This is a genomic window from Mycobacterium paraffinicum (genome assembly GCF_025822865.1).
GTDB lineage: Bacteria > Actinomycetota > Actinomycetes > Mycobacteriales > Mycobacteriaceae > Mycobacterium > Mycobacterium paraffinicum.
Genome location: NZ_JACKUR010000012.1, coordinates 25701 through 49899 on the forward strand (window position 1 = coordinate 25701; position 24199 = coordinate 49899).

Sequence of the window (24199 nt, forward strand, 5' to 3'; positions counted from 1 at the left end):
GCCGCCTCGCGCCGAGCGTGATCTGAGGGCGAGGAAATCGGCCGAAACCAGCCGTGAGTTCACGTTCGGCGGGTCCAAGCGGCGGCCACGCGTCCGAGGATGCCACCCCGCGTGTCGTCGGCCGTGACCCGGATGGCCATCCATCCGAGATCGGCCAGCGCTTCGTAGCGGGCGATATCCCGGTTGAACTGCCTGCGATCGGTGCGATGGTGGTCGCCTTCATATTCGACGGCCAGTTTGACGTCCTCCCAACCCATGTCGAGGACCGCGACGAGCTCCCCGTATTCGCCATAGACCGGAATCTGGGTACGCGGCCGCGGATAGCCGGCCTCGATGAGCAGCAGCCGCAGCCACGTCTCACGCGGCGATTCCGCGCCCGCGTCGACGAGTGTCAGCGCGCACCGCGCCCGCCGGATGTTGCGTCGACCTTTGTAGCGTTCGGCGAGTCGTTGGACCTGATCGATATTCAGCCTGGTTGCCCGGGCTAGCGCATCGATAGCCGCAACCGCCCTTCCAGTGGGATTCCGGCAGGCAAGGTCGAAAGCGGTGCGTGCCGAGGTGGTTGCCGGAATACCGCCGATCAACTGGACTTCGTCGTGGGAGACGCTGTCCGACCAAGTGTGGATGCCGGCCGGTGGACGACGGTGTTCGTACAGCAATTGCGCCGGTGCGCGGTGATCGACCCATTTCGCGTCGTGCAATGCCGCAGCGGACTGTCCCGCGACCACGCCGCGCCGCCGTGACCACAACCATGCGGCGTGGGCACGCATGACAGCGGTGACATCCGTGTCGCGTTGGACGTAGACGTCCGGATGTAGCGCGACGAATCGGCTGCGCAGCCGGTATCGCGTCAGTGCGCCCGATGCCAGCGCCTCGCTGCCGATGAATGGTTCCCGCATCCCGGCAGTGTGGCGCGGGGGACTGACAACGCCGAACGTGACGTCAGGGCGAAAAGTCGGCCGAAAAGTAGCCCTCAGTTCACGTTCGGCGCCAAGAACCCGGTTACTTGTTCTGGAAGTTGGGCCTGCGCTTCTCGGCGAACGCCCGGGGGCCTTCCTTGGCATCGTCGGACAGGAACACCTTGATGCCGATCTGGGTGTCGATCTTGAAGGCCTCGTTCTCGTGCATGCCCTCGGTCTCGCGGATGGCCCGCAGGATCGCCTGCACGGCCAGCGGGCCGTTGTTCTCGATGATCTCGGCGATCTCGAGCGCCTTCGTCAGCGCCTGCCCGTCCGGCACCACATGCCCGATCAAGCCCATCTCCTTGGCTTCGGCGGCGGTGATGTGCCGGCCGGTCAACAGCAGGTCGCACGCCACGGTGTAGGGAATCTGGCGCACCAGCCGCACGGCCGACCCGCCCATCGGGTAGAGGCTCCACTTGGCCTCCGAGATGCCGAACTTGGCGCTCTCGCCCGCGATGCGGATGTCGGTGCCCTGCAGGATCTCGGTGCCCCCGGCGATCGCGGGCCCTTCGACGGCCGCGATCAGCGGCTTGGTCAGCCGGCGCCCCTTCAGCAGAGCGTCGATTCGCGACGGGTCGTAGCTGCCGTCCTTGAACGACTCACCCGGCGGCTTCTTGGTTGCCGCCTTGAGGTCCATGCCGGCGCAGAAGTAGCCACCGGCCCCGGTCAGGATGCAGCAGCGGATGTCCGGATCGTTGTCGACGCGGTCCCAGGCCTGCACCATGATTTCCATCATTTCGGTGCTCAGGGCGTTGCGCGCGTGGGGCCGGTTCAACGTGACGATCAGGGTGTGGCCACGCTGTTCCACCAGCGCGTCGGGTCCCGTTTGTTCGTTTGCTGAAGCCTCGGCCACGGCTACCGCCTTTCCGTCCACGTCGGGGGTGAGCTTGTCAAGAAATGTAACACGTTCTAATTTGGTGGCCGTGGCCCTGAATATTGCCGATCTCGCAGAGCACGCCATCGACGCTGTGCCGGACCGTGTCGCCCTGATCTGCGGCGACGAGAAGCTGACCTACGCCGAATTAGAGGAGAAGGCCAACCGCCTGGCCCACTACCTGATCGATCAGGGGGTGAAAAAGGACGACAAGGTCGGGCTGTACTGCCGTAACCGCATCGAGATCGTCATCGCGATGCTCGGCATCGTGAAGGCGGGCGCCATCCTGGTGAACGTCAACTTCCGCTACGTCGAGGGCGAACTTCGCTACCTGTTCGACAACTCCGACATGGTGGCGCTGGTCCACGAGCGCCAATACTCCGAGCGAGTGGCCAATGTGCTGCCGGACACCCCCAACGTCAAGACGATCCTCGTGATCGAGGACGGCTCCGACAACGACTACGAGCGCTACGGAGGCGTCGAGTTCTACTCGGCGATCGCGCAGGGTTCCCCCGACCGCGACTTCGGCGAGCGCAGCGCCGACGACATCTACCTGCTCTACACCGGCGGTACCACCGGCTTTCCCAAGGGGGTGATGTGGCGCCACGAGGACATCTACCGGGTGCTCTTCGGCGGGACCGACTTCGCGACGGGCGAATTCGTCGAGAACGAATACGACCTCGCCAAGGCCGCCGCGGAGAATCCGCCGATGATCCGCTATCCGATTCCGCCGATGATCCACGGCGCCACCCAGTCATCCACCTGGATGTCTCTCTTCGCCGGTCACACCACCGTGTTGGCACCGGAATTCAATGCCGACGAAGTGTGGCGCACGATTCACGACCACAAGGTGAACCTGCTGTTCTTCACCGGCGATGCGATGGCCCGGCCACTGCTCGACGCGCTTGACACCGATCACGATTACGACCTGTCATCGCTGTTCCTGCTCGCCAGCACCGCGGCGCTGTTCTCGCCGAGCATCAAGGAGAAGCTCCTCGAGTTGCTGCCCAACCGGGTCATCACCGACTCCATCGGTTCCTCGGAGACCGGCTTCGGCGGTATCAGCGTCGTCACCAAAGACGCGCCGCAGAGCGGCGGGCCCCGCGTGGCCATCGACCACCGCACGGTCGTCCTCGACGAGGAAGGCAACGAGGTCAAGCCTGGCTCGGGTGTGCGCGGCTTCATCGCCAAAAAGGGCAACATCCCGGTCGGCTACTACAAGGACGAGAAGAAGACCGCCGAAACATTCAAGACCATCAACGGGGTCCGCTACGCGATCCCGGGGGACTGGGCGCTCGTCGAGGAGGACGGCACCGTGACGATGCTGGGCCGCGGCTCGGTGTCGATCAACAGCGGCGGCGAGAAGATCTACCCCGAAGAGGTGGAGGCGGCGCTCAAGGCCCACCCCGACGTCTTCGACGCGCTGGTGGTCGGCGTCCCCGATCCCCGCTACGGCCAACACGTGGCCGCCGTCGTGCAGCCCCGCCCGGGCGCCCGGCCGTCGCTGGCCGAGCTGGACCGCTTCGTGCGCTCCGAGATCGCGGGATACAAAGTGCCGCGCAGCCTTTGGCTCGTCGACGAGGTCAAGCGTTCGCCGGCCGGTAAACCCGACTACCGCTGGGCCAAGGAGCAGACGGAGGCCCGTCCCGCCGACGACGTGCACGCCGCTCACGCGACCGCTTGAGCGACTTCGTCAAGCAACACCCGGCCGCGCCCAGCGGCTACTTCGCCTGGGAAGCCGCCGGATTGCGCTGGCTGGCCGACGTTGACGGCGGCGTGCCGTGCGCGCACGTCGTCTCCGTCGACGCGACGAGCCTGACCCTGCGGCGGCTTGATTCGGTGACACCGACCCCCGAGGCGGCGCGCGAGTTCGGCGGCCGGCTCGCCGTCACACACGACGCGGGTGCCCCCGCGTTCGGCGCCGGGCCCGACGGATGGGACGGACCGGGGTTCTTCGGGCCGCTGTCGCAGCCGCTGCCGATGTCGCTGCGGCGGCACCTCCGCTGGGGCGAGTTTTACGCCGCGGAGCGGCTGGTCCCCATGGCCGAGCTCGCGGCGGCGCGGCTCGACGCCGCCACCCGCGGCGCGATCGATTCCGTCGTAGTGCGTTGCCGCGCGGGCGACTTCGACGACGGTGACCGGCCCGCACGGTTGCACGGCGACCTGTGGAGCGGCAACGTGATGTGGACGCCCGACGGCGTGGCACTGATCGACCCGGCCGCGCACGGCGGCCACCGCGAAACTGACTTGGCGATGCTTGCCCTGTTCGATTGCCCGCACTACGACGCGGTCCTCGACGGCTACCAGCGGGTGCGGCCACTGAAAGACGGCTGGCGCAACCGGATCGGGCTGCACCAACTCTTTCCGCTGCTGGCACACGTCGTGCTGTTCGGTGGCGGGTATGCGCAACAGACGCACGCCTGCGCCCGCGCCGCGCTGGCCCTCTGACGCCGCGTCTACTCTTGATCGCGATGACGGTCGATGTATGGATGCAGCACCCCACTGCGCGGTTCCTGCGCAGCGACATGCTGGCATCCTTGCGGCGCTGGACCGGTGACTCCATACCGGACGGCGACGTCCCGATCGAGGTGAGCATCGCGACCATGGACGCGGCCGGCGTCCGCTTCGGCCTGCTCAGCGCGTGGCGTGGCCCCGGCGGCCAGGACTTGATTTCCAACGACGAGGTCGCCGAGTGGATTCGCCTGCATCCGAACCGGTTTGGGGGGCTGGCCACCGTCGACCTCGATCGCCCGATGGAAGCGGTCCGTGAGCTGAGGCGCCGCGTTCGAGCGGGATTCCTGGGCCTGCGGGTGGTGCCGTGGCTGTGGAACGCGCCACCCACCGACCGCCGCTACTATCCGCTGTTCGCCGAATGCGTGGAGCTGGGGGTGCCGTTCTGCACCCAGGTGGGCCATACCGGTCCGCTGCGGCCCTCGGAGACCGGCCGCCCGATCCCCTACATCGACGAGGTCGCCCTCGACTTCCCCGAGCTGGTGATCGTGTGTGGGCACGTCGGCTATCCGTGGACCGAGGAGATGGTCGCGGTCGCCCGTAAACACGAGAACGTCTACATCGACACGTCGGCCTACACCATCAAGCGACTTCCGGATGAACTGATCCGATTCATGAAAACCGGTACCGGACAACGCAAGGTCTTGTTCGGCACCAACTATCCGATGATGACCCACGCGCACGCCTTGGCGGGACTGGCGGACCTCGGTCTGGCCGACGAGGGCCGCCGAGACTTCTTGCACGGCAACGCCGAGCGCGTTTTCAAACTGGAGGCAATCACGTGAACGGTGCCCAGGCCCTGATCAACACCCTGGTCGACGGCGGCGTCGACGTGTGTTTCGCCAACCCGGGCACCTCGGAGATGCACTTCGTGGCCGCGCTGGACACCGTCCCGCGCATGCGCGGCGTGCTGGCCCTGTTCGAGGGAGTCGCGACCGGCGCGGCCGACGGCTACGCGCGCATCGCCGGCCGGCCGGCGGCGGTGCTGTTGCACCTGGGTCCCGGCCTGGGCAACGGCCTGGCTAACCTGCACAACGCCCGGCGCGCTCAGGTGCCGATGGTGGTGGTCGTCGGCGACCACGCCACGTATCACAAAAAGTACGACGCCCCACTGGAATCCGACATCGACGCGCTCGCGGGCACGGTCTCGGGGTGGGTGCGTCGCACCGAACACACCGCGGACGTCGCGTCCGACGCCGCCGAGGCGATCGCCGCCAGCCGCGCGGGCTCGCAGATTTCGACGCTGATCCTGCCCGCCGACGTGTCCTGGTCGGACGGGGCCCAAGCCGGCGGCACCATGCCCGCGGAACCCGCGGGGGCCGAGCCGCGGTTGGCGTTCGAAGTGATCGAGGCGCTGCGCTCCGGGGAACCCACGGTGCTCATGATCGGCGGTGACGCCACTCGCGGTCCGGGCCTAGCCGCCGCCGTTCGGATCGCGCAGGCGACCGGGGCACGGGTGCTGTGCGAGACGTTCCCGACTCGCCTGGAGCGCGGTGCGGGCGTCCCCGCAGTCGAGCGGCTGGCCTATTTCGCCGAGGCCGCGACCGCCCAACTCGACGGCGCCAAGCATCTGGTGCTGGCCGGCGCCAAGTCGCCGGTGTCGTTCTTCGCCTACCCGAACATGCCCAGCGACCTCGTCCCGGCCGGCTGCGAGGTGCATCTGCTCGCCGGGCACAGCGGCGCCGCCGAAGCGCTCGCCGCGGTGGGCGACGAGGTCGCGCCCGGAGCGGCTGCCCCGGTGGCGGCCGCGGCGCGGCCGCAGCTGCCGACGGGTGCCCTGACGTCCGCGTCAGCGGCCGACGTGATCGGCGCGCTGCTGCCGGAACGGGCGATCGTCGTCGACGAGTCGAACACCTCGGGGGTGTTGCTCGCCCAGGCCACGGCCGGCGCGCCGGCCCATGACTGGCTGACGCTGACCGGCGGGGCGATCGGGTACGGCATCCCGGCCGCCGTGGGTGCCGCGGTGGCCGCCCCCGATCGTCCGGTGCTCTGCCTGGAATCCGACGGGTCGGCGATGTACACGATCTCCGGATTGTGGACACAGGCGCGGGAAAACCTCAACGTGACCACGGTGATCTACGACAACAGCGCCTACGACATCCTGCGGATCGAGTTGGCGCGGGTGGGCGCCGGATCGGCTCCCGGGCCCAAGGCGCTGGGCCTGCTGGACTTGTCGCGCCCCACAATGGATTTCGTCAAGATCAGCGAGGGGATGGGAGTGCCCGCCCGGCGCGTCACCACCGCGGAGGAACTCGCCGACGCGCTGCGTCAAGCATTGAGCGAACCGGGGCCGCACCTGATCGACGCCGTGGTGCCGTCAATAACGGGCTAGCCCGGGAAGCCGGCTGAGGACCCACTCGGACATCGTGTTCAGGACGTCGACGCCAGTCTCCAACACCCCGTCGTGAACCGTGGCCGCCAGCGCGACGCCCCACTGCCCCGATGGTGTGGGCACGATGCCGAACTGCCGCACCAGGTAGTCGCCGTGCATGCCGGGCCCCCAGCCGCCCTTGGCCGCAAGTCCTTTGGCGGCCAGCCCCCAGCGATGGCCGCTGGTGAGTTCTTGCATCAGCTCGATGACGTCGGCCGAATCGGGGATCGAAGGCAGCTCGGCCGCGAACCGCGCTTGCCGCTGCAGGGTCCACTGCGTCTGGCCGAATGCCGTATACCCACGCCGAAGCCGACGAGATTCGACCACGGTGGCCGTGTCACCGCCCTCGGCGATCACACCCTGCACCCGCCGCGCCGCTTCCCCGGGATCGCCCAGGGCGGCCCACAATTGCTCCGACGCGCGGTTGTCGGATTCCGTGATGGCCTTGACGGCCAGGTCCTTGGCGTGCAGCCAATCGCTGCGCAGCGCCGCGATCGCCAGCGGCACCTTGATCGTCGACCATGCGACACCGGACCACCATCGGCCCAGCGAGTAGGTGCGATCCGGCCGGGCGATCGCTATGCCGACGTCCGCCGGTACCGCGGCGGACAGTTGCTCGAAGCTCGCTTCGAGCGCGGTCTCCAGGGGCCGGGAAGTCATGCGCTGATCGGACCAACCATCGCGTCTCCTTCGATCCCGACATGTCTGTGCAATGGCGCATTATCGTCGACGGTCTTAACGCGCAGTGCGACAAGGGTGACGGCGCGCCGCTAGCTGGGCGGAAGCGGCAGCCCCGCCGCCGGCGGAGGTGGCTCCCACGGATCGGGTTCCGGCGTCTGGGGTACCCATGCCAGCGTCGGTGGGGGCGGCGGTAACACCGGATCCGCGGCGGCGAAACCGGCGCCCAACCCGAGCACGACGGCGCCGAAGGAAGCAAGGAGGGCGGACCCGACGATCGTCCTACGGACATTTACGCGCGGACGTTCCCCTCGCCGTTTGCGGCTGGATCCGTAATACCGGATCGTCGCAGTCGACGCCCTGCGCCGCCAACTGGCGCTTGAGCACCTTGAAGGTCACGGTGCGCGGAAGTTCGGCGCTGACCCGGACGTACGACGGCCACTGCTTGGGCCCCAGGTCTGGCTGCCCGGCCAGGAAGGCGCGAAACTTCCGCGCATCGAACTCGGCGCCCGGCGTCAGCACCAACGCGGCCATCACCTGGTCGCCGACCACCGGATCCGGTACCGCGTACACGGCCACCTCGGTCACGTCGGGATGCCGCAGCAGCACCCGCTCGATCGGAGCCGCGCCCAGGTTCTCACCGTCGACCCGCATCCAATCACCGAGCCGCCCAGCGAAGTACGCGTAACCGGCGTCGTCGCGGTAGGCGAGGTCGCCAGTGTGGTACACGCCGCCCGCCATCCGCTCGGCCTCGGCCGCCTCGTCGTTGTAGTAGCCCTCGAAGCGGCCAGCGCCGGCGGTGTTCACCAGCTCGCCGACCACGCCCGCCGGGCAGGGTGCACCGGTATCGGGGTCGACGATCTCGACTCCTTCGGGCAGTGGTCCTAACGCGCCGTCCGGCGTGTCGGGAGATCGCGCGATCGCCACACCGCCTTCGGTGGAACCGAATCCGTCCTGCACGACACAGCCGAACCGGCGCGCGAAGCGTTCGACGTCGCGCGGCACGCCCTCGTTGCCGTAGACCGCGCGCAGCGGGTTGTCCGCGTCGTCGGGCTGCTCGGGCGTGGCGAGCACATACGACAGGGGCTTGCCGACGTAGTTGGCATAGGTGGCACCGAAGCGGCGGACGTCCGCCAAGAAGTTCGAGGCGGAGAACTTGCGCCGCAACGCCAGTGAACCCTGGCAGGCCGCCGCCACCGCCCAGCCCACCAACACCGCGTTCGAATGAAACAGCGGCATCGACACGTAGCAGACGTCGTCGCGGCCGAGATCGAATCGCTGGGCCATCGTCACGCCCGCGATCGCAACCTTGCCGTGGCTGCACTTCACCGCCTTGGGCTCGCCACTGGTGCCTGAGGTGAAGATGAGCATGAAAAGGTCCGCGGCGGTTGCGGATTGGAATCGCGGCTCGGCGTCGCGATGCGCGGCCACCTCGTCGGCCCACTCCGTGGAATCGACGTTCACGTAATCGATGTCACCCAGTGCGGCTGCCGAATTCGAGTCGGCCAGCACCATCTGGCAGTCGGCGTGGGCGATGTCGCGGGCCAGCGCGTCGCCGCGGCGCACCGGGTTGAGCCCCACCGGCACGATCCCGGACATGCCGGCCGCCGTCAGCATCGCCGAGAAGAACGGGGTGTTCTCCAACAACACGCCGACGTGTGGCGGCTTCACCGGGTCGAGGCGTTCCCGCAGCGCCGCCGCGATCGCGGCGCCGTGCCACAGGTGATCGCGCCAGCTGGTGTAGGAGTCCTCGAAATAGACGCCCCGGTCGTCGATCTCAGCCAGCGGTACCAGCAGTTTGGTGACCGTGGGGTCCGGAGGAAGCACGAAGCTAGGCAGGGGTTTCCGCCAGCTCGCGGCCGATCCGGCGCAGCTGACCCGTCGCCCCGCCCAACGCGAATTCGGCCTCCTTGGCGGCCAGAAAATAGCGGTGCACCGGATGATCGGTGTCGACGCCGACGCCGCCGTGTACGTGCACGATGGTGTGCGCCACGCGGTGCCCGGCGTCGGCGGCCCAGAACGCTGCACTGGCCACGTCGATGTCGGCGGGTACATCCTCGGAGACCCGCCAGGCCGCCTGGGTGAGCGTGAGCCGCAAGCCCTTGACGTCGATGTAACCGTCCGCCAGCCGCTGCGACACCGCCTGGAAGCTGCCGATCGGGCGATCGAACTGCTCCCGTTCCCGGGCATATTCGGCGGTGAGCTGCAGTCCGCGTTCCAGCACTCCCAGCTGGAAGGCGCTGCGGCCCAAGGCCGCAAGCGTGTCGAGCCAGGTCACGACCTCGGCGCCGCCGACCATCCGGGTGCCGTCCACTGCGGTGCCGTCCAGCGCCAGGTGCCCCACGCTGCCCAGGCCGGTGGTCTTCAATGGGGTCACCGCAACCCCGGGGTCTCCGGCGGCGACCACGAAAACGGCGGTCCCGGAATCGGTCTCGGCCGGAACGAGGAAGGCGTCGGCCGCCGGCCCGAAGCCGACCTGGGTGCGCGTACCGGTCAGGCGGTAGCCCTCACCGGCGCGGGCGGCCCGCACCGGGCCCTCACCCATTTCACCCAAGAGCGCGACGGCGAGCACCTTCTCGCCGCTGACCGCCGGGGCACCCCAATCCTGTTGCAGCTCTTCGGTGCCGAAACGGGCCAATGCGCCGGCACCCAGCATCACCGACTCCAGGTAGGGCACGGCCGCCAGCCGGTGGCCCAACGCCACCAAGATGGCAACCTGCTCGAGCACCCCGAATCCGTCGCCGCCCACCGAGGTGGCCGAGGCGCTGGTCAGGATGCCGGCGTCGATGAGCTTGCCCCACAGCTCGCGGTCGAACCGTTGGTCGAGCTTGTCGAGCTCACGCTGGTGCTCCGGTGTGCATACCGAGTTCACGATCGTGTCGACCAGGCCGCCGAGATCGTTCGCCGCTTCGGTTGTCGAAAAGTCCATCGATATTCGTCCTTAGGGAGAGGGGAGTTCAGCGGTTTCGGGGCAGGCCCAGCGCGACCATGCCGATGATGTCGCGCTGCACTTCGTTGGTGCCGCCGCCGAAGGTCAGGATCAGGCACGCCCGGTGCATCCGCTCGACCCGGCCGCGCAGCAGGGCGCCCGGCGAATCCTGGCGCAGCGTAGCCGCGGTGCCCAGCACCTCCATCAGCAGCCGGTACGCCTCGGTGGCCAGTTCGGTGCCGTACACCTTGGCCGCCGATGCGTCGGCCGGCGACAGGGACTCGCTGTTCGCCGACGCCAGCTCCCAGTTGATCAGCTTGAGCACCTCGGCCTTGGCGTGGACGCGGGCCAGGTTGATCTGCACCCACTCCGAGTCGATCAGCCGCGCCCCGCCGGCGGCCTTGGTGTTCTGCGCCCACTCGCGAACCTCGCGCAGCGCCAGGAAGATCGGTTGCGGCGACACCAGGGCGACGCGTTCGTGGTTGAGCTGGTTGGTCACCAGCTTCCAGCCGCCGTTTTCCTCGCCGATCAGGTTGGTCACCGGCACCCGCACGTCGGAGTAGTAGGTGGCGCTGGTGTCCACACCGGCCATGGTGTGCACGGGCGTCCAGGAGAAACCCTCGGCGGTTGTCGGCACGACCAGCATCGAAATGCCGCGGTGCTTCTTCGCCTCGGGGTTGGTGCGGACCGCGAGCCAGACCCAGTCGGCGTAGGCGATCAGGCTAGTCCACATCTTCTGGCCGTTGATGACGTAGTCGTCCCCGTCGCGGACGGCGGTGGTTCGCAGGTTGGCCAGGTCGGTTCCGGCGCCGGGCTCGGAGTAGCCGATCGAGAAGTGCAGTTCACCGGCCGCGATCTTGGGTAGGAAGAATTTCTTCTGTTCCTCGGTGCCGAACGCCATGATGGTCGGCGCCACGCTGTTGATCGTCAGGAACGGCACTGGCACGCCGGCGATCGCGGCCTCGTCGGTGAAGATCAGCGAGTCCATCGGGGAGCGGTCCTGGCCGCCGTACTCCTTGGGCCAGTTCAGGGTGAGCCATCCGTCCTTGCCCATCTGCGCGACGGTGTCGCGATACGCGGTGCCGGTTCCGACCTCGCCCTGCGTCGATGTCAGCGCCTCGCGCCGTTCCGGGGTCATGAGCGTGGTGAAGTACGACCGCAGCTCGCGACGCAGCTCCTCCTGTTCAGGGGTGTAACTGATGCGCATTCCCAGCCGTCCTTTGTTAACGTGACACGCCTCGATTAGCCGACGTTACTCAGCCGACGACTACCCGTTCGTCTTCCCGGTTGTAACACGTTCTAGTCTGAGATTCCAGCGACCGTTTCCCGGGCGGTATCGGGGCCCTATGGTGGTCCTACATACTGATGGGGCATGTCCTCAGCTGAAGGCCAGGTGCAAGGAGAGTGCTGTGCGGGTGATTGTCGGCCGTGACCGGTGTGAAGGCAACGCAGTGTGCATGGGAATCGCGCCGGATATCTTCGACCTGGACGACGACGATTACGCCGTCGTGAAGCTCGACCCGATTCCCGCCGATCAGGAACAGCTGGCCGAGCGGGCTATCGCCGAATGCCCGCGCGCGGCGCTATCGCGCAGCGACTAGCCCGAGACTGACGCGCGCCATCCGAAACTAGAGGTATTCATAAATTGACTAACAGCACGAACGCGACCGATCTCTCCGGAAAGGTCGCGGTGGTGACCGGTGCCGCCGCGGGACTGGGGCGGGCCGAGGCGCTCGGGCTGGCCCGGCTCGGCGCCACCGTCGTCGTCAACGACATCGCCGCCGCCCTGGACGCCTCCGACGTCATCGACGAGATCAACTCGGCCGGCTCCAAGGCCGTCGCGGTCGTCGGCGACATCAGCGAGCGCGCCACCGCCGACGAGCTGGTCGCCCAGGCCGACGGGCTCGGTGGACTGGACATCGTGGTCAACAACGCGGGGATCACCCGCGACCGGATGCTGTTCAACATGTCCGACGAGGAGTGGGACCTGGTGATCGCGGTGCACCTGCGCGGCCACTTCTTGCTGACTCGCAACGCGGCGACCTACTGGCGCTCCAAGGCCAAGGACGCGGGGGGAACCGTCTACGGGCGCCTGGTCAACACCGCGTCCGAAGCGGGGCTGGTCGGCCCGGTGGGCCAGGCCAACTACGGCGCCGCCAAGGCCGGCATCATCTCGCTCACCCTGACGGCCGCGCGGGCGCTGGGCCGCTACGGCGTGTGCGCCAACGCGATCTGTCCGCGCGCCCGCACCGCCATGACGGCCGACGTCTTCGGTGCCGCACCGGAAGTCGATGCGGGCGGGATCGATCCGCTGTCGCCCGAGCACGTCGTCAGTCTGGTCAAGTTCTTGTCATCGCCGGCGGCCGCGGAAGTCAACGGCCAGGTGTTCATTGTCTATGGGCCCCGGGTGACACTGGTTGCGGCGCCGACCGCTGAGCATCAATTCAGCGCCGCGGGTGAGGCTTGGGAGCCTGCGCAACTGAGCGCGACGCTGCAAGAGTACTTTGCTGGGCGGGATCCGGAGCGGAACTTTTCCGCGGTCGGGCTGATGGAGCAATAGCTGTGTGACGTTACTTCGTGGGGGGGAATCAGCAGTAAGAACGTGTGTCAGTTTGGAATGACGTAAGCGCATCTGACCTGGCAAATTAACGTTTCAGACAAAGAAATGCTGTTCATTGACACCATTAACTTGTTCTGGGTTAATATGATCCGGCTCACACCGAGCCGCATGCGACGAAGACACCGCTAAGGCGACGCATAGACTTCGCCGCGAGCAGCTGAGGGGGGTAGCCGAGTTGATGCAGCAGCTTGCGGTTCCCGCCCGTGCCGTCGGCGGGTTCTTCGAAATGATGATCGACACCGGCCGCGAGACTTTTCGCCGGCCGTTTCAATTGGGCGAATTCTTGGAACAGACGTGGATGATCGCGCGCGTGTCGCTGGTCCCGACGCTGCTGGTATCCATCCCGTTCACCGTGCTGGTGGCGTTCACCCTCAATATTCTGCTGCGCGAAATCGGGGCCGCCGACTTGTCGGGCGCCGGAACGGCATTCGGCACGATCACCCAGTTGGGTCCGGTGGTGACCGTGCTCGTGGTGGCCGGTGCGGGTGCCACCGCGATCTGCGCCGACCTCGGTGCGCGCACCATCCGCGAAGAAATCGACGCGATGCGGGTGCTCGGCATCGACCCCGTCCATCGACTCGTGGTACCCCGCGTGCTGGCATCGACTGTCGTCGCGCTCTTGCTCAACGGATTGGTGTGCGCCATCGGATTATCGGGTGGCTACGTGTTCTCCGTTTTCCTGCAGGGCGTCAATCCGGGTGCGTTCATCAACGGGCTGACCGTGCTGACCGGGCTGCGCGAGCTGGTGCTCGCCGAGGTCAAGGCGCTCCTGTTCGGTGTGATGGCCGGGCTGGTCGGTTGTTACCGCGGCCTGACCGTCAAGGGCGGACCCAAGGGTGTCGGCAATGCCGTCAATGAAACGGTCGTCTATGCGTTCATCTGTCTGTTCGTCATCAACGTGGTGATGACGGCCATCGGCGTGCGGATCTCGGCGAAGTGAGTACTCGATGAGCTACGACGTAAGCTATCGCCTGCGCAGCCTCGCCTTGCGGTTTCAGGAGCCGGTCGACGACTTCGGCGAACAGGCACTGTTCTATGGGCAGACCATGCGCTATGTTCCAAACGCGCTCACCCGCTACCGCAAGGAGACGATCCGGCTGATCGCCGAGATGACAATGGGCGCAGGGGCTCTCGTCATGATCGGCGGCACGGTCGGCGTCGCCGCTTTCTTGACCTTGGCGTCCGGCGGAGTCATCGCCGTGCAGGGGTATTCTTCGCTGGGCAACATCGGCATCGAGGCGCTGACCGGCTTCCTGTCGGCATTCCTGAACGTCCGGGTTGTCGCGCCCGTGATCGCCGGCATCGCGCTGGCGGCCACCATCGGTGCCGGTGCCACCGCCCAATTGGGCGCCATGCGGGTGTCCGAAGAGATCGACGCCGTCGAGTGCATGGCGGTGCACTCGGTGTCCTACCTGGTGTCAACTCGCTTGATTGCCGGCCTCATTGCGATCATTCCGCTGTATTCGCTGTCGGTGCTGGCCGCGTTCTTCGCCGCCCGCTTCACCACGGTGTACATCAACGGGCAATCCAAGGGCCTTTACGACCACTACTTCAATACGTTCCTCATCCCGTCGGACCTGCTGTGGTCTTTCCTGCAGGCGATCGTCATGTCCATCGCGGTGATGCTCGTCCATACCTATTACGGCTACAACGCCAGCGGCGGCCCGGTCGGCGTCGGCATCGCGGTCGGCCAGGCCGTGCGCACCTCGCTGATCGCCGTCGTCGTCATCACACTGTTCATCTCACTCGCCGTTTACGGCGCGTCCGGTAACTTCAACCTCTCCGGGTAAGAGGACCGCTTAAAGGAAATGGCACACACAGGAACGCGACGTACCCCCGTCCGGCTGGCAGCCGCCGTGCTTGCCAGTCTGATATTGGCGTTCGTCGCGGTGACTTACCTTTCCTACACAGCGGCTTTCGCCTCGATCGACAAGGTCACGGTCTCGACTCCGCGGGCCGGGCTGGTGATGGCGAAGGGCGCCAAGGTCAAGTATCGCGGCGTCCAAATCGGCAAGGTCGAGAACATCGACTATTCCGGTGACCAGGCGCGGCTGACGCTGGGCATCAAAAGCAACGACATGCACTTCATCCCCTCCAACGCGACGGTGCACATCGGGGGGAACACCATCTTTGGTGCCAAGTCGGTGGAATTCCTTCCGCCGCAGTACCCTTCGCTGACCTCGCTACGCCCGGACGCGCACGTCATGGCCTCTGCGGTGCAGCTGGAAGTCAACACCTTGTTCCAGTCGCTGATGGACCTGCTGCACAAGATCGACCCCGTCGAGCTCAACGGCACGCTGAGCGCACTGTCCGAAGGTCTGCGTGGCCACGGCGACGACTTGGGCGGCATCTTGTCGGGCCTGAACACGTTGACGCGCCAGGCAAACCCGAAGCTACCTGCGCTGCAGGAGGACTTCCGCAAGGCCGCCATCGTCGCCAACACCTACGCCGACGCCGCCCCGGACCTGAACACGGTATTCGACAACCTGCCGGCGATCAACAAGACCGTCGTCGACCAGCAGAAGAACCTCAACAACACGTTATTGGCGACGATCGGCCTGGCCAACAACGCTTACGAGACGTTGGCGCCGGCCGAGCAGAATTTCATCGACGCCATCAATCGGCTGCGAGCCCCATTGAAGGTGGCCCATGACTACTCGCCCGAATTCGGTTGCTTGTTCAAGGGAGTGGCGCGAGGAGTGAAGGAGTTTGCTCCTTTGATCGGCACGGTAAAGGCCGGCCTGTTCACCTCATCGCTCTTCGTACTCGGCTCACCGTCGTACACGTACCCGGAATCTCTGCCGATCGTCAACGCCTCCGGTGGACCGAACTGCCGCGGTCTGCCCGACCTTCCGACGAAGCAGAACGGAGGCTCGTTCTACCGTTCACCCTTCCTAGTCACCGATAACGCGAACGTTCCGTACGAGCCGTTCACTGAGGTGCAGGTCGATGCGCCGTCGACGCTGCAATTCTTGTTTCACGGCGCGTTCGCGGAACGGGACGACTTCTAGTGGCGGCCGGGAGCATGCCGACACACCGCTCGATGATGATCAAGGTCAGCATCTTCACGGTGGCAATGCTGCTCGTGTCCGCGGGACTGGTGGTGATCTTCGGCGACTTCCGGTTCGGACCCGAAGGCACCTATCACGCAACGTTTACCGACGTGTCGAGGTTGAAGGCTGGCCAGAAAGTCCGCATCGCCGGCGTCCCGGTCGGCGCGGTGTCCGGGGTGAAGCTCAACCCGGACAACACCATTGACGTGACGTTCGGACTCGACAAGCGCTATACGCTCTATTCCTCCACGCGCGCGGTGATTCGCTACGAAAACCTGGTCGGGGACCGGTATCTGGAGATCACCTCAGGCCCGGGGGAGCTCCGGAAGCTGCCGCCGGGCGCGACCATCAACTCCCAACACACCCAGCCTGCACTGGATCTCGATGCGCTGCTGGGCGGCCTGCGGCCGGTGCTCAAAGGCCTGGATGCGGACAAGGTCAACACGATCAGCAGCGCCGTCATCGAATTGCTGCAGGGCCAAGGCGGCGCATTGTCCAACGTGCTGGCCGACACCAGCGCGTTCTCGTCGGCGCTGGGCCAGCGCGACCAACTCATCGGAGACGTCATCAACAACCTCAACACGGTGCTCAAGACCCTCGATCAGCGCAACACCCAATTTTCGACGAGTGTTGACCAATTACAGCAATTGATCAGCGGGCTGGCCAAGAACAAGGACGACATCGCGGGCGCCATCCCGCCGCTGGCATCTACGACGACGGATCTGACCGAGCTGCTGCAGAATTCACGCCGGCCGCTGCAGGGTATCCTGGAAAACACCCGGCCGCTGGCGACCGAGATCGACAATCGTAAAGCCGAGGTTGACAACGATATCGAGCAGCTGGGCGAGGATTACCTGCGGTTAGCTGCGCTGGGATCCTACGGTTCGTTCTTCAACATTTACTTCTGCTCCGTGACGATCAAGATCAACGGCCCAGCCGGTGGCGACATTTTGATTCCGTTCGGCGGCCCGGTCGACCCCAGCAAGGGGAGGTGCGCTTTTGTCAAGTGAGGGTGAACGTGTACGAGATCCTCTGCGCACCGGCATCTTCGGGGTAGTGCTGGTGGTGTGCGTCGTGCTGATCGCGTTCGGGTACGCGGCTCTGCCGTTCTGGCCGCAGGGAAAGATATACGACGGCTACTTCTCCGACGCCGGCGGCATCAATCCCGGCAACGCTGTATACGTCTCGGGCTTGAAGGTGGGAAAGGTGACGTCGGTCGGGCTGGCCGGAGACAGCGCAAAGATCAGCTTCAGCGTGGATCGCCATGTCGCCGTGGGTGATCAGTCACTGGCGGCGATCCGCACCGACACCATCCTCGGTGAGCGCTCGATCGCGGTGACCCCGGTCGGCAGCGGCAAGGCAACCACGATTCCGCTCAGCCGCACGACCACGCCTTACACGCTCGCCGGCGCATTGGAGGATCTGGGTCAAAACGCCAACAACTTGAACAAGCCCCAGTTCGAGCAGGCGTTGAACGTCTTGACCGACACCCTGCACGACGCCACCCCAGAGCTGCGCGGTGCGCTCGACGGTGTCACGACGCTGTCACGCACCCTCAACCGTCGTGACGAGGCGCTGCAAAGCCTTCTGGCACATGCGAAGTCGGTGACCGGCGTGCTGGCGCAGCGCGCCGACCAAGTCAACAAGCTGGTCGATGACGGCAACGCGTTGTTCGCCGCGCTCGATGAGCGGCGTGCTGCCATCGGCCGGCTGATCTCGGGAATTCAGGGACTGTCGGCACAGATCTCCGGCTTCGTCGCCGACAACCGCAAGGAATTCGGCCCGTCGCTCAACAAGCTGAATCTTGTGCTAGACAACCTCAATGAACGCCGCGATTACATTGCCGAGGCGTTAAAGCGCCTCCCCGCTTACGCAACGACGCTGGGCGAAGTTGTAGGCTCCGGACCGGGGTTCAACGTAAACGTCTACAGTGTTCTACCCGCGCCCTTGATCGCTACGGTGTTTGACTTCTTCTATCAACCCGGCAAGCTGCCGGCGAGCCTAGCCGACTATCTGCGGGGCCTCATCCAGGAACGCTGGATCATTAGGCCGAAGTCGCCATGATGCAGCGGATCGCCGGCAGCCGCGGGCTGCGCTACACCAACGCCATCGCGCTCATCGCGGCGTTGGTGGGCGGCGTGTATGTGCTGTCTTCGACCGGTAATACGCGCAGTATCGTCGGCTACTTCACGTCCGCCGTCGGGCTGTACCCCGGCGACCAGGTCCGCGTCCTCGGGGTGCCGGTCGGCCGGGTCGACACGATCGAGCCGCGGCCCTCCGACGTCAAGATCACCATGTTGGTGTCCAAGGACGTGAAGATCCCGAAGGACGCGAAGGCGATCATCATGTCGCCGAACCTCGTGGCCGCCCGGTTCATTCAGCTGACGCCGGCGTACACCGGCGGGCCGATGCTGCCCGACGATGGCAACATCGCTTTGGACCGCACCGGAGTTCCGGTCGAATGGGATGAGGTCAAGGAGTCGCTGACCCAGCTCGCTGCCCAACTCGGCCCCACCACGGGATCGATGCAGGGGCCCTTGGGCCGGGCTATCAACCAGGCCGCGGACACGCTCAGCGGCAACGGCGAGTCTTTCCACAACGCGTTGCGCGAGCTCTCGCAAGCCGCTGGGCGGCTGGGGGATTCACGCAGCGACATCTTCGGCACGGTCAAGAACCTCCAGGTTCTCGTCAACGCGCTATCCGCCAGCAACGAACAGATCGTGCAGTTCGCCGGCAATGTCGCCTCGGTCTCCCAGGTGCTCGCCGACAGCTCCCGCCACCTCGATACGACGCTGGGCACGCTCAACCAGGCGCTTTCTGACATTCGGGGGTTCTTGCACGAGCACAACTCGACCATCATCGACACGGTCAACAACCTCAATGATCTGGCAAAGACGTTGAGCGACCAGAGCGACAACATTGAGCAAGTGCTGCACGTGGCGGGCCCGGGGATCTCCAATTTCTACAACATCTACGACCCCGCGCAGGGGGCCCTGAACGGCTTGCTTTCTATTCCGGAGTTTGCGAACCCGGTGCAATTCATTTGTGGTGGTTCCTTCGAAACCGCCGCAGGGCCACGTGGCCCTGACTACTTCCGGCGCGCCGAACTCTGCCGCGAGCGGCTGGGGCCGGTGCTGCGCCGGCTCACCGTCAATTACCCCCCGATCATGTTTCATCCGCTGAACACGATCACTGCCTACAAGGGCCAGATCATCTACGACACTCCGGAGACGCAGGCGAAGTCGCAGACCCCAGTTCCAGATCTCACCTGGATCCCGGCCAACGGCGGCAAGGCCCCGCCCGCCCCCCAGAACCCGGCGGACCTGCAGGCCCTGCTCGTTCCGACGGCACCGCAGACGGGTGCCGCCCCGGGTCACGCGCCGGCCTTGGGCAATGCCGCCCCGGCCCCGGGCCCCGCGCCGGGGAGCGCCTTCGGTCCGCTACCGGGGCCGCCGGGACAGGCGCCGACCCCACCCGCCGACCAAGGGGGCGGGTAAATGAACCGAATGTGGTTGCGCGGCGGCGCTTTAGCGGCGGGTAGCGCGCTGCTGGCCGGCTGCCAATACAACGGCTTGAACTCGGTGGCGATGCCGGGCACCGCCGGACATGGCACCGGCGCCTACTCAATCACCGTCGACCTGCCCGACGTGGCGACGCTGCCCCAGAACTCGCCCGTCATGGTCGACGACGTCACCGTCGGCAGCGTCGCGGGCATTCAGGCGATGCAGCGCTCCGACGGTTCTTTCTATGCGGCAGTCAAATTGGCGTTGGACAAAAATGTCATGATGCCGGCCAACTCGACGGCTACGGTCGCACAGACGTCGCTGCTGGGTTCGATGCACATCGACCTGGCCCGCCCAAAGGACAAGCCGGCCGTCGGCTGGCTGACCGACGGGTCGAAGATATCCGAGTCGGCCACCGGCCGTTCGCCCACCACCGAGGAGGTGCTCTCAGCCCTCGGTGTCGTAGTGAACAAGGGCAACGTCGGTGCGCTGGAAGAGATCACCGACGAGACCTATCAGGCTTTCGCCGGGCATCAGGACCAGTTCGTCGACCTGGTCCCGCGACTGGCAGAACTGACCGCGGGACTCAACCGGCAGGTCAACGACATCATCGATGCGGTTGACGGATTGAACCGATTCTCGGCGACCCTAGCGCAGGATAGGGACAACCTGGGGCGCGCGCTGGACACGCTGCCCGAAGCGATTCGCGTCCTCAACAAGAACCGCGAGCACATTGTCGAGGCGTTCGCCGCGCTCAAGAAGTTGGCTATGGTTACGTCGCGGGTGCTAGCGAAGACGAAGGTCGATTTTGCCGAGGATCTCAAGGGCCTCTATTCGGTCGTCAAGGCGCTTAACGACAACCGAAAGGAATTCGTCACATCGCTGCAATTGCTGCTCACCTTCCCGTTCCCGAACTTCGGTATTAAACAATCGGTGCGAGGCGATTACCTGAACGTGTTCACCACGTATGACCTTACGCTGCGCCGGATTGGAGAGACGTTCTTCACGACCGCGTACTTCGACCCGAACATGGCGCATATGAACGAGATCCTGAACCCCCCAGACTTCTTGGTGGGCGAACTAGCCAACCTATCCGGGCAGGCGGCTGACCCGTTCAAGATTCCGCCGGGTGCGGCTTCAGGACAATAGGGAACAGACATATGCACGACAGGCTCACCACGATCCAGTTATGGATTTTCGCCGTGATCACCATCATCACGTTGACCATCATGGCGATCTTCTACTTACGGTTGCCTTCGACTTTCGGCTTTGGCACCTATGCTGGGGCGGCCGATTTCGTTGCCGGCGGCGGCTTGTACAAGAACGCCAACGTCACCTACCGTGGTGTCGCGGTCGGTCGGGTGGAGTCGGTGGACCTCAACCCGAACGGTGTCACCGCCACGATGCGGCTGAACAGCGGGACGCCCATCCCGTCGAACGTCACTGCCACTGTCAAGAGCGTGTCGGCCGTCGGTGAGCAATACATCGACCTGGTCCCTCCGGGCACGCCGGCAACGGCCAAGCTGCGCAACGGATTCCGCATTGACCGGCAGAACACCAGGATCGGGGAGGACGTCGCCGAGCTGTTGAAGCGGGCGGAGGCGCTGACCAACAGCCTGGGTGACACCCGGCTGCGGGAGTTGCTGCACGAGACGTTCATCGCGACCAACGGGTCGGGCCCGGAGCTGGCCCGGCTGTTCGAGTCCGCCCGGTTACTGGTGGACGAGGCCAACGCGAATTATCCGCAAGCGTCGCAGTTGATCGACCAGGCCGGCCCGTTCCTGGCGGCGCAGATTCGCGCCGGCGCGGACATCAAGTCGCTGTCGGACGGGCTGGCGCGGTTCACCTCCGAGGTGCGGCAAGCCGACCCGGAGCTGCGTTCGACGCTGGCCACCGCCCCGGGGGCGACCGACGAGGCCAGCACGGCGTTCTCCGGCATCCGTCCGTCCTTCCCGGCGTTGGCGGCCAGCCTGGCCAACCTGGGACGGGTGGGCGTCATCTACCACAAGTCGATCGAACATCTGTTGGTCGTGCTGCCCGCGCTGTTCGCCGCGATTATCACCTCAGCGGGAGGTGTGCCGCAGGACGAGGGCGCAAAGCTGGACTTCAAGCTCGACCTCAACGACCCGCCGCCGTGCGCCGTCGGCTTCCTGCCGCCGCCGCTGATGCGCACGCCGGCCGACGATTCGTTGCGGGACCTGCCAAAGGACTTGTACTGCAAGGTCGCCCAGAACGATCCGAGCACGGTGCGGGGCGCCCGTAACTATCCGTGCCAGGAATTCCCCGGCAAACGGGCGCCGACCGTTCAACTCTGCCGCGACCCGAAGGGCTACGTCCCTGTTGGACGCAACCCGTGGCGCGGCCCGCCGGTGCCCTACGACACCCCGGTGACCAACGGGCTGAACGTGTTGCCGCCCAACAAGTTCCCATACATCCCGCCGGGCGCCGAGCCCGATCCCGGCACACCCATCGTCGGGCCGCCCCCGCCAGGGGTGGTGCCCGGGCCCGGCCCGCTGCCGAACAAGCAGCCAGCATACGATCCGCCGCCGCCCAACGACAACGGGCCGCCACCGCCGTTCACGTCCTGGCAGCCGCCCGGGGTTCCGCCCGTGCCGCCGCAGCTGCCTTATCCCAAGTGGCTGCCGCCGCCGGCGCCGCCGGATGGGATCAACCCTCCAGCGGCGGGCCCGGGACCGGAGAAGCCGTGGGGGCCGCCACTCGGCGGACAGCCGCAGGCCAGCGGACCGGCGTATGCCACCTATGACGAGAAGACTGGCGCGTTCAAGGACCCGGCCGGCGGTACTGGTATTTTCGCGGCCGGTGCTAGCGGCGCGTCGAGTGCCGAGAATTGGGTGGACCTGATGCTTGATCCGAGGCCGATGTAGTGGCAGACGAGCCAACGAACAGCCCGCGCGTTCGTCGTCGGGCCTCCCGCGCGGCCGGCCCCGCGAAAGGCGAGGCGAATCAGGCCGCCACAGTGCAGGTCGAAGCCGCGCCGACGCAGCCGGCCAAGACCGTCAAGGCCCTCAAGTCCGTCAGGCCGCCACCACGGCCGCGGCCGCACCGCGCCCTGGTGGCCGGGATCTCGTTCGCGTCCGCGCTGTTGGCCATCGGCGCGCTGGCCGCCTGCCTGGCCGTGCTCGTTGTGCAGCAACGGCATGCCAACGCCCAACAGGCGCGCGATCAGCGTTTCGTCGACACCGCCACCCAGACGGTGGTCAACATGTTCAGCTACAAGCAGGACAACATCGACGAGAGCGTGAACCGGTTCTACAACGGCACCAGCGGACCGCTGCGCGGAATGCTCGGCGCCAACAACAACATCGAGAACCTCAAGGGTATCTTCCGCTCCACCAACGCGACGTCGGAGGCCGTCATCAACGGCGCCGCGCTGGAGGGCATCGACACCGTCACCGACAACGCGTCCGTGCTTGTTTCGGTGCGCGTGACGGTGGCCGACATCGACGGCGTGAACAAGCCCTCTATGCCCTACCGCCTGCGGGTGATCGTGCACGAGGACGAGCAGGGGCGGATGACGGGCTATGACCTGAAGTATCCCAACGGGGGTAATTGATGCGGTGGCGGCGCAGGCTGCTCGTCGTCGCGGGCTACCTCCTGGTTGTGGTGTTCGTCGGGTTGTCCGCGGCGGCCGGCTGGTTCTACTGGGGGCGGGTGCAGACGCGTGGCGAGGAGGCGGCGCGGGCGGTGCTACCGGGCTTGGCTACCAAGGAGATTCCCGAAGTCTTCGCCTACGACTATCAGACGGTGGAACGCAGCCTGAGTGATGCGTACCCGCTGTTGACTCCCGACTATCGCCAGGAGTTCCGGAAAAGTGCAAACGCGCAGATCATTCCGGAGGCCAAGAAGCGTGAGGTGGTCGTTCAGGCCAGCGTTGTGGGAGTGGGAATCATGTCAGCCAAGCGTGATTCGGCATCGCTCATGGTCTACATGAACCGCACCGTGACCGACAAGTCACGCCAGCCGCTCTACGACGGCAGCAGGTTACGGGTGGACTACAAAAAGATCGGCAAGCAATGGCTGATCGCCTACATCACGCCGATCTAGCAGCAGGTCCTAGTAGCACATCGCAATACCGTTGCAGTACAACGGATAACGTTCGACGGGACTGGGCGGGGGCCCGGCAAGTTGGAGCGAGAACGGTTGCTTCTTCATCTCCGGCTGCATCCCGCAGACGGGGCCGTGCAGGCTGGTGTGCGTGCCGCTCATGTTCTCGTCGCTGAACGCGTAGGTTTCGGTGGACGTTGCGGTGCCGCCGCCCGGACACGAAACGCCGTCTGATTTATCGACTTTGAAGGTCCACAGCATGCTGGACATCCGGGCCCTGCCACTGAAGTTCTGTGCCTTGTCCGCGGGGGTGATCTGTTCGTTCGTCGAACTCACGATGTTGAGGGCGCAGTTCATCGCGAAGACGATCGGGTCGGAATAGTCGTTCATGTTCCGGGTTCCGGACGGCTGGTCGCACAGGGCCGAGATGGTCCAGGTCACCCCGGAGACTCCCGCCTCGTTGTAGTTGTAGTTGCCGTCCGGCGGTGGTCCGACCGCGTGGGCCGGGTCACCGGATTCCAGCGCGATTCCGATGGCGACTGCCGAAAAGATGCCGGCACCGGCGGCCAGCGCCCGACGGAGCTTCACAGTGCCCTCCCTTCCCGACCTTCCCCTGCACCGATCCACCGAGTA

General features: G+C 66.0%; 23 protein-coding genes. 16 read left to right on the top strand and 7 right to left on the bottom strand.

The genetic code is table 11. The features are described 5' to 3' along the window. Positions 1–59: 59 nt before the first annotated feature. Both H7J89_RS02065 and H7J89_RS02070 read right to left on the bottom strand, forming a co-directional pair. Positions 60–899, bottom strand: coding sequence for a type IV toxin-antitoxin system AbiEi family antitoxin (locus tag H7J89_RS02065; RefSeq protein WP_264036021.1), 840 nt, complete (start codon positions 897–899; stop codon positions 60–62). 103 nt (positions 900–1002) lie between these two features. Then, a complete protein-coding gene (locus tag H7J89_RS02070; protein WP_264036023.1) occupies positions 1003–1815 on the bottom strand; it encodes a crotonase/enoyl-CoA hydratase family protein in 813 nt (270 codons plus the stop codon). A 64-nt stretch (positions 1816–1879) separates the two neighbouring features. Here H7J89_RS02070 and H7J89_RS02075 point away from each other — a divergent pair, with 64 nt between their 5' ends. From H7J89_RS02075 to H7J89_RS02090, 4 genes are read left to right on the top strand one after another with little or no spacing between them, the layout of a single operon-like run. Continuing rightward, positions 1880–3520: an acyl-CoA synthetase gene (locus H7J89_RS02075; RefSeq protein ID WP_264036025.1), complete on the top strand. Its 1641-nt coding sequence runs from the start codon at positions 1880–1882 to the stop codon at positions 3518–3520. After that, positions 3517–4284, top strand: a complete 768-nt coding sequence (locus H7J89_RS02080) for a fructosamine kinase family protein (protein ID WP_264036028.1) — start codon at positions 3517–3519, stop codon at positions 4282–4284. Before H7J89_RS02075 ends, H7J89_RS02080 begins: the two co-directional genes overlap by 4 nt. Before the next feature lie 23 nt (positions 4285–4307). After that, the gene (locus H7J89_RS02085; protein WP_264036030.1) at positions 4308–5132 is read left to right on the top strand and encodes an amidohydrolase family protein; all 825 of its coding nucleotides are present in this window, start codon (positions 4308–4310) and stop codon (positions 5130–5132) included. Beyond that, positions 5129–6679 carry an acetolactate synthase large subunit gene (locus tag H7J89_RS02090; protein ID WP_264036032.1) on the top strand — a complete coding sequence of 517 codons (1551 nt, stop codon included), beginning with the start codon at positions 5129–5131 and terminating at the stop codon, positions 6677–6679. The genes H7J89_RS02085 and H7J89_RS02090 overlap by 4 nt, the downstream gene beginning before the upstream one ends. On the opposite strand, the gene H7J89_RS02095 is transcribed toward H7J89_RS02090, so the two are convergent. The 4 genes from H7J89_RS02095 to H7J89_RS02110 all read right to left on the bottom strand — a co-directional run bounded on the left by H7J89_RS02095 (position 6665) and on the right by H7J89_RS02110 (position 11532). Continuing rightward, the gene (locus H7J89_RS02095) at positions 6665–7378 is read right to left on the bottom strand and encodes a serine hydrolase (protein ID WP_264036033.1); all 714 of its coding nucleotides are present in this window, start codon (positions 7376–7378) and stop codon (positions 6665–6667) included. The genes H7J89_RS02090 and H7J89_RS02095 overlap by 15 nt on opposite strands. A 300-nt stretch (positions 7379–7678) precedes the next feature. Next, positions 7679–9223 carry a long-chain-fatty-acid--CoA ligase FadD17 gene (fadD17, locus tag H7J89_RS02100; protein ID WP_264036034.1) on the bottom strand — a complete coding sequence of 515 codons (1545 nt, stop codon included), beginning with the start codon at positions 9221–9223 and terminating at the stop codon, positions 7679–7681. A gap of 4 nt (positions 9224–9227) precedes the next feature. After that, entirely contained in the window at positions 9228–10325 is a 1098-nt protein-coding gene (locus H7J89_RS02105; protein WP_264036036.1) for an acyl-CoA dehydrogenase family protein, read from the bottom strand. Between the two features lie 28 nt (positions 10326–10353). After that, positions 10354–11532 (bottom strand): acyl-CoA dehydrogenase, encoded by a 1179-nt coding sequence (locus H7J89_RS02110; RefSeq protein ID WP_264036038.1) that lies wholly within the window; start codon positions 11530–11532, stop codon positions 10354–10356. A gap of 202 nt (positions 11533–11734) precedes the next feature. On the opposite strand from H7J89_RS02110, the gene H7J89_RS02115 reads away from it, so the two are divergent. The 12 genes from H7J89_RS02115 (at position 11735) to H7J89_RS02170 (ending at position 23566) form a co-directional block, all read left to right on the top strand. Further along, a complete protein-coding gene (locus H7J89_RS02115; RefSeq protein ID WP_264036040.1) occupies positions 11735–11926 on the top strand; it encodes a ferredoxin in 192 nt (63 codons plus the stop codon). A gap of 44 nt (positions 11927–11970) precedes the next feature. Then, entirely contained in the window at positions 11971–12885 is a 915-nt protein-coding gene (locus tag H7J89_RS02120; RefSeq protein WP_264036042.1) for a 3-oxoacyl-ACP reductase, read from the top strand. A gap of 235 nt (positions 12886–13120) precedes the next feature. Beyond that, a complete protein-coding gene (locus H7J89_RS02125; protein ID WP_264036044.1) occupies positions 13121–13885 on the top strand; it encodes an MlaE family ABC transporter permease in 765 nt (254 codons plus the stop codon). Between the two features lie 7 nt (positions 13886–13892). After that, on the top strand, positions 13893–14735 hold the full coding sequence (locus tag H7J89_RS02130) for an MlaE family ABC transporter permease (RefSeq protein WP_264036046.1): 843 nt from the start codon (positions 13893–13895) through the stop codon (positions 14733–14735). Between the two features lie 18 nt (positions 14736–14753). Then, a complete protein-coding gene (locus H7J89_RS02135; RefSeq protein WP_264036049.1) occupies positions 14754–15956 on the top strand; it encodes an MCE family protein in 1203 nt (400 codons plus the stop codon). A gap of 14 nt (positions 15957–15970) precedes the next feature. Continuing rightward, positions 15971–17008, top strand: a complete 1038-nt coding sequence (locus tag H7J89_RS02140; protein ID WP_276041621.1) for a virulence factor Mce family protein — start codon at positions 15971–15973, stop codon at positions 17006–17008. Then, positions 16998–18062 carry a virulence factor Mce family protein gene (locus H7J89_RS02145; RefSeq protein WP_264036053.1) on the top strand — a complete coding sequence of 355 codons (1065 nt, stop codon included), beginning with the start codon at positions 16998–17000 and terminating at the stop codon, positions 18060–18062. The genes H7J89_RS02140 and H7J89_RS02145 overlap by 11 nt, the downstream gene beginning before the upstream one ends. Next, a complete protein-coding gene (locus H7J89_RS02150; protein ID WP_264036055.1) occupies positions 18059–19495 on the top strand; it encodes a virulence factor Mce family protein in 1437 nt (478 codons plus the stop codon). Before H7J89_RS02145 ends, H7J89_RS02150 begins: the two co-directional genes overlap by 4 nt. Then, a complete protein-coding gene (locus tag H7J89_RS02155; protein ID WP_264036059.1) occupies positions 19496–20650 on the top strand; it encodes an MCE family protein in 1155 nt (384 codons plus the stop codon). A gap of 11 nt (positions 20651–20661) precedes the next feature. After that, complete coding sequence (locus H7J89_RS02160; RefSeq protein ID WP_264036061.1) at positions 20662–22386, top strand: virulence factor Mce family protein; 1725 nt, start codon at positions 20662–20664, stop codon at positions 22384–22386. Then, a complete protein-coding gene (locus H7J89_RS02165) occupies positions 22386–23075 on the top strand; it encodes an Rv1363c family protein (RefSeq protein ID WP_264036065.1) in 690 nt (229 codons plus the stop codon). The genes H7J89_RS02160 and H7J89_RS02165 overlap by 1 nt, the downstream gene beginning before the upstream one ends. Then, complete coding sequence (locus tag H7J89_RS02170; RefSeq protein ID WP_264036066.1) at positions 23075–23566, top strand: mammalian cell entry protein; 492 nt, start codon at positions 23075–23077, stop codon at positions 23564–23566. The genes H7J89_RS02165 and H7J89_RS02170 overlap by 1 nt, the downstream gene beginning before the upstream one ends. A 9-nt stretch (positions 23567–23575) precedes the next feature. On the opposite strand, the gene H7J89_RS02175 is transcribed toward H7J89_RS02170, so the two are convergent. Further along, a complete protein-coding gene (locus H7J89_RS02175) occupies positions 23576–24154 on the bottom strand; it encodes a hypothetical protein (RefSeq protein ID WP_264036068.1) in 579 nt (192 codons plus the stop codon). Positions 24155–24199: the final 45 nt, after the last annotated feature.